Source organism: Streptomyces sp. NPDC026515, assembly GCF_055567595.1.
Genome location: NZ_JBVHQD010000008.1, coordinates 1 through 12,606, shown reverse-complemented (window position 1 = coordinate 12,606; position 12,606 = coordinate 1). Strand labels below are relative to the sequence as shown.

Sequence of the window (12,606 nt, the reverse complement as noted above, 5' to 3'; positions counted from 1 at the left end):
TGAGGCCCGGTGGGGTTTGTCGCGCAGTTCCTCGCCCGGCCCTTCGGCCGGCGGTACCGCCGGCGCCCCTGACGCGGGGCGCTGTTGTGGCGTCGGCCGCATGGCTGCGGGCAGTCGTGCCGCTGGGACGGCACGGGTGGGCGCGGCGGCACCGTGCGAGCGGCGGTGAGCGACATCCCGTCCCCGGCCCGTGCCGCGGCACCCCGGACGGCGAAACTCGCCGGGTGGAAACCCCCGTGCCCGATCCACCTGGCCCGGCGACAATGACCCGGTGCGGTACCGAATTCTGGGTGTGACCCGAGCGACCGATGACCAGGGCACCCCCATACCCGTCGGCGGCCCGCGTCTGCGCGCGCTGCTCACCGTCCTGGCTCTCCACCCCCACCGCACCCGCACCCCCGAGAGCCTGATCCAGGAAGTCTGGGCGGCCGACGACGACCCGCCGCAGGACGCCCCGGCCGCCCTCCAGGCTCTGGTCGGCCGGCTCCGCCGTGTCCTCGGCAAGGACAGCATCACCTCCGCCCCCGGCGGCTACCGCCTGGAGGCGACGGAGGACGACGTCGACCTGTACGTCTTCGAGCGCCGGGTACGCGAGGGCGTGACCGCCGCCGACCCGGCGACCGCCCACCGTCTCCTCACCGAGGCCCTCGCCCTGTGGCGCGGCCCCGCCCTCGCCGACCTCCCCGACCGTGCGACGGCCGCCGCCCGCCCCGAGGCGCTGCGGCTGGAGGCCACCCGGACCCGAGCCGACGCCGCCCTCCGCCTCGGCCGCGCCTCCGACGCCGTACCGGAGCTGACCGAGCTGACCGCGGCGCATCCGTACGACGAGACGCTGCACGCGCTGCTCATCCGCGCCCTGCGCGACACCGGCCGCCCGGCGGACGCCCTCGCCGCGTACGAGACCGCCCGCCGCATCCTCGCCGAGGGTCTCGGCACCGACCCCGGCCAGGAACTCCGGTCCCTGCACGAGTCGTTGCTGAGACAGGAGCAGATCCCGCCGGGCGGCCCCGCGCCCCGCACCGGCAACCTGCGTCCACGGCTTACCTCCTTCGTGGGCCGGGAACCCGAACTCGACGCGGTTCGTTCCGATTTGCACAGGGCCCGCCTCGTCACCCTCACCGGACCGGGCGGCTCCGGGAAGACCCGTCTCGCCGAGGAGGCCGCCGCCGGGCTCCCCCAGGCATGGCTCGTCGAGCTCGCCCCGCTCGACCGGCCGGAGGCGGTGCCGGGAGCGGTGGTCAGCGCGCTCGGTCTGCGCGAGACCGTGCTCCTGACCAACGAGCTGGCGACCCCGCAGGCCGACCCCACGGCCCTGCTCGTCGAGTACTGCGCGCGGCGCAGCCAACTCCTGATCCTCGACAACTGCGAACATGTCGTCGAAGCGGCGGCGGCCCTCGCGGAAACCCTGCTCACCCACTGCCCGGGGCTCACGATCCTGGCCACCAGCCGTGAACCCCTCGGCGTCCCCGGTGAGTCGGTGCGCCCGGTCGAGCCCCTCGCCCCCGAACAGGCGCACCGCCTGTTCGAGGAGCGCGCCGCCGCCGTCCGCCCCGACGCCCACGGGGCGCCGGGCGACCGGACCGCGGTCGACGAGATCTGCCGCCGTCTGGACGGACTGCCGCTCGCCATCGAGCTCGCGGCGGCCCGGCTGCGGCTGCTGACGCCCCGGCAGATCGCCGACCGGCTCGACGACCGCTTCCGCCTGCTCACCTCGGGCAGCCGCACGCTCCTGCCCCGCCAGCAGACCCTGCGCGCGGTCGTCGACTGGTCCTGGGACCTGCTCGACGAAGGGGAGCGCACGGTCCTGCGCGAGGTGTCCGTCTTCGCCGGCGGCTGGGACCTCACGGCGGCCGAGGCGGTGTGCACCGGCCCCGTCGCCGACCTCGTCGGCGCGCTCGTCGACAAGTCCCTGATCGTCGCCACCCCGGACGGTCCGGACGGCACCGGCGGTATGCGCTACCGCATGCTGGAGACCATCCACGAGTACGCCGACGAGCGCGCCGCCGAGGTCCCGGGGCTGCGCGCGGCGGCCGAGCGGCGGCACGGCGCCTGGGCGCGGGCGCTGGTGGAGGAGGCGGCGCCGGAACTGCGGTCCGCCGAGCAGCTTCCGTGGATCCGCCGCCTGGAGACCGACCTCGACAACATCCGCGCCGCGCTCGACCGCGCGGTGCGCGCCGGCGACGAGGCGCTGGCCGGCCGGATCGTCCTCGCCGTCAGCTGGTTCTGGTGGCTGCGCAACTACCGCCTGGAGGCCATGACCTGGATCGGTGCGGTACTGCGCCTGGGCGTCGCGCGGGACGCCCTGCCGGACGGTGCCGGACCGGAGGAACTGCGCGCGCTGGCCGACGCGGCGGACCCGGCGGGCGCGCTGCTGGCCGCCCCGGGCGCCGACACCGGGCACCCGCTGTACGAGCTGCGCATGGACCTGCGGCTGTTCGACCTGCTCCTGGCGTCCGAGTCCCCCTCGCCCGGTGGCCTGGTGGCGGACGAGCGGGCCCCGAAGTACATCGCGCTGGTCCGGGCCGCCTTCGAGGCGGGCGGTCCGCGGGCCGCCCGGCTGCCCGGCCTCATCTGGCCGCTGACCGCCTGGTTCCTGGGCAGCTCGGCGGACATCGGCCCGGACATGACCGCCGTCGTCGCCAACTGCCGGATGTACGGCGGCGACTGGGAGATCGGCGTCACCCTGATGTACCGCGCTCATGTCCTGGTCGACTCGCCCGGCAACCTGCGGGGCGTCGACGAGGACCTGGCGGAGCTGCGGATCCTCAGCCGGCGGGTCGGGGACCGCTGGATGGGGGCACAGGTGTGCAGCGCGGCCGGCGAGGCGGCCATGGCACGCGGCCGGTACCGGGAGGCGGAGACCGAGTACGAGGAGGCGTTGCGGCTGGCCCACGAGGTCGGCGCGCACGCCGAGACGCCGTTCCTGATCGCGCGGCTCGCCGAGATCGCCTACCGCTCCGGCGACCGGGCGACCGCCCGGGCCACCCTGGACCGGGCGAGCGAGGCCGCCGAGCGGTACGGGGTGGCGGAGTCACAGGCGTTCGTGGCGCTGCTGCGGGCGCACATGGCCCAGCACGAAGGGGACCTGGCCCAGGCCCGCGCGTTCTGGGAGGCCGCCCGCGCGGCGACGCTGGGCGGCACCCCGCCTCCGCAGTTCATGGCGGGGTTCCGCGCGGTCGAGGCCCTGATCACGGCGATGGAGCACGGCCCGCGGCAGGGGCTGCCGATCGTGGCCGGGGGACTGCGCGAGGCGATGGAGGCCCGGTGCGCCGAGGTGATCACGGCGGCACTGGCGGACGTCGGCGCCGACCTGCTGGCCCGGCTCGGCGATCTGGCGGGCGCGGTACGGCTGTTCGCCGCCACCGACCACTGGCGGGCCGGCACCGGCCGTTCCGAGCCTGAGCGCACCCGCGCCGAGCGCATCGACGCGGCCGCCCGCGCGGCGCTGGCCCCCAGCCGCTACGCGGCCGAGCGCGCCCGCGGCGCGTCCCTCACCGAGGAGGACGTCCTGCGCGCCCTGGGCGGGACGCCCACGGGGACGGCTACCGGCAGGTGAACCTCGAATCGGCCCAGTCGGCGAGCGCCGGCGCGTCGAAGCCGGTGCCCGGTTCGGCCACCAGCCGCACGGCCCGGCGCCCGGTGAGGTTCACATGCACGGGGACCGCCGCCTGCCCGCCCTCGACCGTCCCGGACCGCCACAGCCGCTCCCCGTCCGCGTAGACGGAGAAGGCGACCCTGCCGAGGCCGAGCGTCAGGTCGTCCACCCCGGCCATAGCGTCGTACGCGGTGCACTCCCGGTTGAGGTCGATGGTGACGGAGGAACGGCCGTGCACGGTGACGCCGTTCGCGTACTGCTCGCCGGCGACCGTCACCCCGTAGCGCTGCCACACCCAGCTGCTCTCGCCCAGCCGCATCTCGGGGCGGGTGCCGTCGCCGGTGACGTCGAAGCGCAGCTCGTTCCACTGGTAGACGACCGGGGTGGGGGGCGGAGTGGGCGGCGGAGTGGGGGCCGGGGTGGGGGCCGGCCGCAGGGTCGGGCTCGGCGTCGGAGTGGGGGCGGCCTTCGGCGCTGGGCTCGGGGTGGGGGACGGAGTCGGGGTCGGGCTCGGGGTGTGCCCCGGGGTCGGTTCTGGGGCGAGGACGACAGGCTCGGGGTGCGGTGCCTGCCGAGGCGGGGTGGGGGCCGGGGTCGGGGTCGGGGTGCCGGGTGCGACGACCGGCGTGGAGGGGGCCGGACGGGCCACCTCCTTGGCCGGGTGGCCGTCGTTCACCAGGGCGAGGGCCAGCGCGGCGGCGGCCACCGTGACCACCCCGGCCGCGATACCGGCCTTCACCGGTGCCCCCAGTCCCTCCGAGGCCGCGACGCCGCCGCCACCGGCCCCGCCGGACGAACCGCCCGCCGCCGCGGCCGCGCCCGCGGCCCCCGCTCCGGCCCCGCCGGCGATGATCCCGAGTGCCTTGGCGTACCCGGCGACCCCGAACCAGCCGATGACCGCGACCGGTACGACGGCCGGGATGCCGGCGGCGACCTCCTCGATCTGGGTGGCGGCCAGCCGGCACTTGGCGCACTCCTCCAGATGCTTGCGCAGCCCCCGCTCCGCGCGGATGCGCAACTTGCGGCGGGCGTAGCCGCCGAGCTGGTCGGCGTAGCGGGCGCACTCCTCGTCGTCGATGAGGGAGGCGCTCACATGGGCCTGCAGATAGGCCTGCTTCAGCCCCTCACGGGCCCGGCTGGCCAGGACGCGGGTGCCGTTGGCGTCCAGCCCGAACAGGGTGGCCACCTCGCTCGGCGACTCGTCCTCGACCTCGGTGTGCCACAGCACGGCCTGCCAGCGCTCGGGCAGTGAACGGAAGGCCCGCATCGCCATCGACTGCTCGGCCTCGTGCATCGCGCGCACATCGGCGCCGAGGTCCGTCCCCGCTCCGAAGGGGCCGCCGGACGCGGTGTCGTCCCCCTCGGAGCCGCGTGCCGACTGCGCCGCGAACAGCGCGAAGTCGTCGACCAGTTGCTCCCGCCGGGCCGACTTGGTCCACTGCGCGGCGACCCGCCGTACGGACGTGAGCAGATAGGCGCGCACGGCGTACTCGGGCCCGGAGCCGCCGCGCACGGCCTGCAGCATCCGGGCGAACACCTCGGCGGTCAGGTCGTCGGCGGTGTGCCCGTCCCGGCAGCAGGTCCGCGCATAGCGCCGCACCGCGTTCGCGTGCCGCCGGTACAGCTCCTCGTACGCCGCGTCGTCGCCGCTCCGCATCCGCTCGATCAACCCGGCGTCGGCGGGCGGCAGTTCCCGGCGAGGGGGCAGCACGCTCCCGCTCCGCTGCGCCGGCACGTTCCCTTCCGGCGGTTCGCCGGCGGGCGGTACGGCGGCCCGCCCGCCCTGACTGGGCACCTGTGGCGAGGCCAGTTCCTCACCCGCGGACTCATCGGCGGACTCGTCCCGCCCGTCAACGCTCATCGCGCAACGCCCCCGATGCCCCTGCCCAACCCCGACCGAATCACCGGCTCAGACTGCCACACTGGCTTTTGTTCAGGCCCCTGCGCGACGGACCTACCACTCGTCCGAGCGCACCGGTCAGCGCCGTGCACCGGCGCTCACCCGGAGGGGGAGGCGTCAACGGCCGCGAGCCCGCGCCCTGGCAAGGGGCGCGGGTTCGACGGCACATGCTGCTGCGCCGCCCCGTCGAGCGACAGGGCACGGCCAGGAAGCCGTCAGGGGCGGGACCGCAGTCCCTCCAGCAGGATGTCCAGCAACCGCGACGAAGCGGCCGCCTGCTGCGCCGGGTCCGGCAGCGAGGGCGCCGCCGTGGCGATCACCAGCAGCACGTCCGACACCGAGACGTCGGGCCGCAACTCACCCGCCGCGCGGGCCCGCTCCACCAGCCGCCCGACGACTTCGAGCAGCGCGGCCGCTCCCGCGTCCTCGTCGGCCACCGGCTCCCGCTCCTCCGGCACCAGCCGCAACTCGCCGACGCCCGGCTGAGTCCGCTGCTGCGGCACCCGGACCTCCTCGGCCCCGGCCCCGGAGGCGCCGACCTCGTCCGGCACCCCGACGCGCAGCACCTGCGGTGGCAGCAACCGCCCCGCCCCCGATGCCACCGACGTCCGCAGGAAGCGCGAGAGCGCCGACCACGGTTCGTCCTCCTGCCCGAGTGCGGCGCGCGCCTGGTCGGTCAGCCGGGAGGTCTCCTCCTCGGCTATCCGCCGGACCAGCACGTCCTTGCTGGGGAAGCGCCGGTACACCGTGCCGACCCCGACCCGCGCCCGCCGTGCCACGTCCTCCATCGGCGCGCCGTAGCCCAGCTCGCCGAAGACCTCCCGTGCCGCACGCAGCACGTGTTCCAGATTGCGCTGTGCGTCCACCCGCAGCGGGGTCGTGCGCGGCCCGTCGCCGCGTCCGTTGCCCGTCGCCGCGCTCACCGTTCCGCCGCCCGTCGCGAGCGCGGAAGCCGATGCCCAATGCGTGTCCTGAATATGCATCTGTGTTCCCCCGGTTAATGACGTCTCCCCCCGGAGACGCTCCCCGCACTGTGAAGGCCGGAGCGAGTGGAACTGTCGCCGATCCATCGGCCGGCGGCCGGGCGGACCCGCCTGTCGCGGACCGTTCGGCCACATCCCCTACACCCCGTCGACACACGAACATAGTTGAGAGGCTGTCAATTCAGAAGGGGCACGTTCCGCACGGAGCGCCCCCCGATCGGAGTACGGGTCGCTTACCTCCCGATCCGCTGCCTTCGCACCCCCTCGCCCGCCGCCGCTGACCTGGTCCCTTTCGTCCGGTCCCGGCCGCGCGCCGGAAGCGCCCCGCGGCAGACCGCCGGTCACACAAATTGCCGGGGCTGTGGACAAACAACAGTCACGGGTGCGTCATGGGATGGTGAAGGAACGTGCGCGCATTCTCGTTGTCGGCGGTGGCTACGTCGGGATGTACACGGCCCTGCGGCTCCAGCGGAAGCTGAAGGCGGAGCTCAGGCGGGACGAGGTCGACATCACTGTCGTCAGCCCCGACCCCTACATGACGTACCAGCCGTTCCTTCCCGAAGCGGCCGCGGGTTCGATTTCCCCTCGTCATGTAGTCGTACCCCTGCGCAGCGTTCTCGACCGGTGCCATGTCGTCATCGGTGAGGTGACGTCCATCGAGCACGCCAAGCGCACCGCCGAAGTCACCACCCTCGCCACCGCCGAGGAGCGAAAAGGCGCCACTTTCCTCACATACGACGAACTGGTCCTCGCCCCCGGCTCGGTCGCGCGCACGCTGCCCGTCCCCGGTCTCGCCGAGCACGGCATCGGCTTCAAGACCGTCGAGGAGGCCATCGGCCTGCGCAACCACGTCATCGAGCAGCTGGACATCGCCTCCTCCACCCGTGACCCCGCGATCCGCGACGCGGCCCTCACCTTCGTCTTCGTCGGCGGCGGCTACGCGGGCGTGGAGGCCCTCGGTGAACTGGAGGACATGGCCCGCTACGCCACCCGGTACTACCACAACGTCCGGCCCGAGGACCTGAGATGGATCCTCGTGGAGGCCACCGACCGGATCCTCCCCGAGGTCGGTCACGAGCTGGGCCGCTACACCGTCACCGAGCTGCGCCGCCGCAACATCCAGGTGCTGCTGGGCACCCGCCTGGAATCCTGCGCCGACCGCATCGCCGTGCTCAGCGACGGCCAGCGCTTCCCGACCCGCACGCTCGTGTGGACGGCCGGCGCCGAACCGCACCCCGTGCTCGCCGCCACCGACCTGCCGCTCACCGCGCGCGGGCGGCTGAAATGCACCGCCGAGCTGACGATCGACGGCGTCGACCACGCGTGGGCCGCGGGCGACGCCGCCGCCGTTCCCGACGTCACCGCCGCCGAACCCGGCACCGAGACCGCCCCCAACGCTCAGCACGCGGTCCGCCAGGCCAGGGTCCTCGGCGACAACATCGCGCACGCCCTGCGCGGCGAACCCCTCGACACCTACGCCCACGCCTACGTCGGCTCCGTCGCCTCCCTCGGACTGCACAAGGGCGTCGCCCAGGTCTACGAGCGCAAGCTGAAGGGCTACCCTGCCTGGTTCATGCACCGCGTCTATCACCTGAGCAGGGTGCCCACCTTCAACCGCAAGGCCCGTGTGCTCGCCGAATGGATCCTCTCCGGACTCTTCAAACGGGAGATCGTCTCGCTCGGATCACTCGAACACCCCCGAGCGGAGTTCGAACTCGCGGCCGGTGGAAAGCCTCCTCACAGTCCCTCCGACGACTCGAACGGGTCGTTCTGACGGAACCGAGGAACTCCACGGCCCGCCCCGGCGTCTGACGGATGTCGCCGCCGACGGCCACCCTGCCAGACTGCCCCCCGACCGAGCACAAGGCTTCTCCCCAGAACTGCACCGGGGGATCTCCCCCGGACCCCGGCCGCTCACGCAGCAGGCCGGAGACGACGACACGAGGCAAGGATTCGTGAACTTCACGCGCTGGAGCGCCCGGCTCCCCGGAACGCAGCGCCGCGCCGCAGCGCGGACCGAGCACGCGGTCCCCCCGGACCGACGGGGGGATGGCTCCGTACCCGCAGCCCGCGTCGAACAACTGACCGACGATCCGCCCTGTGTGCCCGCCGTCGACGAACTGCCCGCCCGTGACGTCCTGGACCGCGTCCCGGCCCTGGTCGCCCTCGTCCATGGCCCCGACCACCGCATCGCCTACGTCAACGACGCCTACACGACGGCGTTCGGTGTACGCGTCCCTGGCGCCCCCGCCCGCGAGGCCCTGCCCGAACTCGCCGAGCTCGGTCTCCTCCCGCTCCTCGACCAGGTTCTGCGCAGCGGCAGGCCGCGCACCCTGAAGTCACGCAAGGCACTCGACGGCCGCACCTACACATTCACCTGCACCCCGGTCGCCGAGAACAGCGACCACGACGGCGGTGTCCTGCTCTTCGCCACCGACGTCACCGACCACGCGGAGGCGGCCGAGCGGCTGCGCGCCAGCGAGCGCCGCCAGCGCGAGACGGCCGTGACGCTCCAGCGCAGCCTTCTCCCGCAGGAACTCGAACAGCCGGACGACCTGCGCATCGCCGCGACCTACCAGCCCGGCGGCACCGAGGCCGCGGTCGGCGGCGACTGGTACGACGTCATCACCCTCGGCGGCGGCCGCACCGCCCTCGTCATCGGCGACGTGATGGGCCGGGGCGTGCGGGCGGCGGCCGTCATGGGCCAGCTCCGGACGGCGGTCCGCGCCTACGCCCGTCTGGACCTCCCCCCGCACGAGGTACTCCAGCTCCTCGACGGCCTCGCCACCGAGATCGACGCCAACCAGATCGCCACCTGCGCCTACGCCATCCACGACCCGAACGAGGGCCGGCTGGTCTACGCGTCGGCCGGCCATCTGCCGATCCTGGTCCGCGACGAGACCGGCAGCGTGCTCCGCACCGACGAGCCGACCGGCCCGCCGCTGGGCACGGGCGGCTGGATCCACACGTCGGGTTCGGTACCGCTGGGCCCCGGCTCCACGGCCGTCCTCTACACGGACGGCCTGGTGGAACGCCGTGACGAGGACCTGGACGAGGGCATCGCCGCGCTCGAACGCGCGCTGGCAGGAGCCACCGGAAGCCCGCAGGTCATCTGCGACCGCCTGGTCCGCTCGGCCGGCGTCACGGCCGACCACGACGACGATGTCGCCGTCCTGGTCCTCCAGCACCCGGCCCGTACCGGACCCGACGGCGAGCTGTTCCGCAACGCGGCCCTGGAACTCCTCGGCGGCGTCGAGGCGGCGCCACGCGCGCGTGCGTTCGCCTCCGGTGTGCTCACCAGCTGGCGCTTCCCGGTCGAGCTCCACGACCTGGGCGTCCTCGCCACGAGCGAGCTGGTCGCCAACTCCCTCCAGCACGGCACCCCGCCCATGCGGCTGCGGCTCCGGCGCACCGACCGCCGCCTGATCATCGAGGTGACCGACGGCGACGACCACCTGCCGCGCCGCAGACGCGCGGAACCGGGTGACGAGTCGGGCCGGGGCATCGCGATCGTGGCGACGATCGCCTCCGGGTGGGGGTCGAGAAGAACCCCCGGGGGCGGCAAGGCGGTGTGGTGCGAGTTCGTCCTGCCGAAGGGGTGAGAGGGCCGAGCTTCGTCCGCGGGTGAGTGGGGGCTGGTCGCGCAACCCCAGCCTCCGGCCTGGGGGTACCCCCAGCGCCCCTGCGGGGTGCTCCACTCACGCCGGCACCCTGCCAGGGCCGGCAGGCGACCCCCAGTCCAGCCCCTAAGCGGACACGGACTCCGCCGCAGCACCACCCCGTGCCACGACCACGCTCTTCGAGGCGAGCCACGGCTGGTCCTGGGCGGGGGTCAGCCGCCGCCCGAGCCGTATCGCCAGCACGCTGATCCCCAGCGAGAACAGCAGGAACGTCACGACGTACGGGGCGGGCAGTGACGCCGCCAGGGGGCCGCCCACCGCCGGGCCTACCGCCAGCGCGAGCTGCTTCACCAGGGCGAACGCCGAGTTGTACTGTCCTGCCTGGCCGGCCGGAGCCAGGTCCGCCACCAGCGGGGCCACCGTCGGCGACAGCATCGCCTCGCCCAGCCCGAACAGCGCGTAGGTCGACACGAACGCGGCCGTCGCCATCTCCTGGCTGCCGTGTCCCAGTCCGGCGTAGCCCGCCGTGACCCAGGCGACGGCCCAGATCAGACCGACCCCCGCGATCACCCGGGACCGCCGCCGGCGCTCCACGAACCTGAGCACGGCGAACTGGGCGACGACGATCGTCAGCGTGTTCGCCGCCAGGGCGGTCCCCAGCGCGGACGTCGAGATCCCCGCCGCCTCCACGCCGTACGCGCTCAGCCCGGACTCGAACTGCCCGTAGCAGGCGAAGAACAGCACGAAACCCAGTACGCACAGCTGCACCATCGCCCGGTTCCCGAGCAACTGCTGCCGGCCGCTCCTGGCGGAGGAGGCCGGAGCGTGCGCGATCCGCGGGGCGCGCGGCATCCGTACCGTCCCCATCACCACGGCCAGCAGCAGGAACATCGCGGCCTCGATCGCGAACAGGAGCGTGAACGAGGAGACGCGGGTCGTGTCGACCAGGTGGCCGCCGATGAGGCCACCGACACCAAGCCCCAGGTTCTGCAGGAAGAACTGCATCGCGAACGCCCGTGACCTGGTCTCCGCCGACGAGCAGTCCACGATCATCGTCGCCAGTGCAGGCTGCATCACGGCCTGTCCGGCCCCGAGCAGCGCGGCCGCGGCCAGCACCGTCGCCGCCTGTCCCGCCAGACCGAGGCTCAGCGCACCTATCGCGGCCATGACCAAGGCGGTGAGAAGGACCGGCAGGGGGCCTCGCCGCACGATCGCCCGGCCGGCGAACGGCAGCACGATCAGCGCGGCCACGGCGAAGACAGCGAGCACGAGACCCGCTGTCATGGCTCCCAGCCCCCGCACCTGCGCCACGTAGACGTACAGGTAGGGGACGGTGAAGCCGAGCCCGAACGCGCTGAGTGCGTTGCCCACGTGGATCCGGCGCATCGCTGCGCCCATCGCCCTGGTCACGTTCACCTCTCTCAGGTCGTGAAGTCCCCGGACTGCTGAAGCCTGAAGACTTAGAAGCTAAAGTTCGAAGCTAAAGACTACATCGTGAAGGACTTCAACGCCAAGCTCGTTCGTGCGATACTGCGGGCATGGCCGAGACCACCGGCGCCGGCGAGCCGACACTCGACGAGCAGATCGCCGCCTACCAGCGCGAGTTCCAGGACCTCGACCCCCAGGTCGAGAAGGTCGTCTCGGCGTTGTCCCGGCTCAACCGCCGGATGAACGTCGCCTACGGCCGTCAGACGGCGGCCCTCGGCATCAGCAACGCCGAGTGGGAGGTCCTCAAGGCCCTCGTCCTCTCCGGCGCCCCCTACCGTCTGGGCCCCAGCGAGCTGGCCAAGCGGCTCGGTCTCACCCCGGCCGCGATGACCCACCGCATCGACCGGATGGTCGCCGAGGGTCTGGTCACCCGGGAGCGGGACGAGTCCAACCGTGTCCGGGTGATCGTCGAGCTGACCCCCGAGGGACGTGAGAAGTGGCTGGAGGCCATGCGCCTCGCCTCCGTCTTCGAGGAGGAGCTGCTCCAGGACCTCACCTCCGCCGAGCGCGGTGTGCTCGGGGAGGTCCTCACCAGGCTGCTGCGCCGCGTCGAGCATGCCCAGCCCGACGCAGGCGGCCGGCTCACCGACCTGGACTGACGCAGGTCACGGGGTCGGGAAAAAAATCTTGACAGGGGGTACTTGACGCCGCCCTGCCTGATCCGTAAAGTTCTTCGGGTTGCCGCCGAGCCGTAACGGTTCTTCGACAGCACGTCCGCCGCATAAAGCGGCACTCACACCATCAGTACGATCTCCCGACCGGGTTGATTTCGGCGTGCCCGAATTCAATTCGATTTCGGGTCTCCGTGCTGTCCGGTCGAGCCGCTAAAGCCCGATTGGGCATCGGGGAGCGGATCCGCTAAGGTTTGAGACGTCGGAACGGCCCAACAGCCGCGAAGACAACACCCGCTGACTGGGAATCAGACGCCGAAAGGGTCTGATAGAGTCGGAACCGCCGGAAAGGGAAACGCGAGAGCGGGAACCTGGAAAGCACCGAGGAAATCGGATCGGAAAACGGTCT

General features: G+C 73.2%; 7 protein-coding genes. 4 read left to right on the top strand and 3 right to left on the bottom strand.

Annotated elements, in window-relative coordinates:
• Nucleotides 1–271 precede the first annotated feature (271 nt).
• Complete coding sequence (locus tag ACZ4O3_RS17645; protein WP_467722871.1) at nt 272–3,556, top strand: AfsR/SARP family transcriptional regulator; 3,285 nt, start codon at nt 272–274, stop codon at nt 3,554–3,556.
• Here the strand turns inward: ACZ4O3_RS17645 and ACZ4O3_RS17640 are convergent.
• Together ACZ4O3_RS17640 and ACZ4O3_RS17635 are read right to left on the bottom strand one after the other, a co-directional pair.
• A complete protein-coding gene (locus tag ACZ4O3_RS17640; protein WP_467722869.1) occupies nt 3,543–5,456 on the bottom strand; it encodes a sigma-70 family RNA polymerase sigma factor in 1,914 nt (637 codons plus the stop codon). The genes ACZ4O3_RS17645 and ACZ4O3_RS17640 overlap by 14 nt on opposite strands.
• A 254-nt stretch (nt 5,457–5,710) precedes the next feature.
• Complete coding sequence (locus ACZ4O3_RS17635) at nt 5,711–6,478, bottom strand: TetR/AcrR family transcriptional regulator (protein ID WP_362729416.1); 768 nt, start codon at nt 6,476–6,478, stop codon at nt 5,711–5,713.
• Between the two features lie 394 nt (nt 6,479–6,872).
• Between ACZ4O3_RS17635 and ACZ4O3_RS17630 the strand changes: the two genes are divergently transcribed.
• Together ACZ4O3_RS17630 and ACZ4O3_RS17625 are read left to right on the top strand one after the other, a co-directional pair.
• Complete coding sequence (locus tag ACZ4O3_RS17630; protein ID WP_467722867.1) at nt 6,873–8,252, top strand: NAD(P)/FAD-dependent oxidoreductase; 1,380 nt, start codon at nt 6,873–6,875, stop codon at nt 8,250–8,252.
• A gap of 181 nt (nt 8,253–8,433) precedes the next feature.
• A complete protein-coding gene (locus ACZ4O3_RS17625) occupies nt 8,434–10,080 on the top strand; it encodes an ATP-binding SpoIIE family protein phosphatase (protein ID WP_362727619.1) in 1,647 nt (548 codons plus the stop codon).
• Between the two features lie 144 nt (nt 10,081–10,224).
• On the opposite strand, the gene ACZ4O3_RS17620 is transcribed toward ACZ4O3_RS17625, so the two are convergent.
• The gene (locus ACZ4O3_RS17620; RefSeq protein ID WP_467723249.1) at nt 10,225–11,496 is read right to left on the bottom strand and encodes an MFS transporter; all 1,272 of its coding nucleotides are present in this window, start codon (nt 11,494–11,496) and stop codon (nt 10,225–10,227) included.
• A 140-nt stretch (nt 11,497–11,636) separates the two neighbouring features.
• On the opposite strand from ACZ4O3_RS17620, the gene ACZ4O3_RS17615 reads away from it, so the two are divergent.
• Entirely contained in the window at nt 11,637–12,185 is a 549-nt protein-coding gene (locus tag ACZ4O3_RS17615; protein WP_362727621.1) for a MarR family winged helix-turn-helix transcriptional regulator, read from the top strand.
• Nucleotides 12,186–12,606 lie beyond the last annotated feature (421 nt).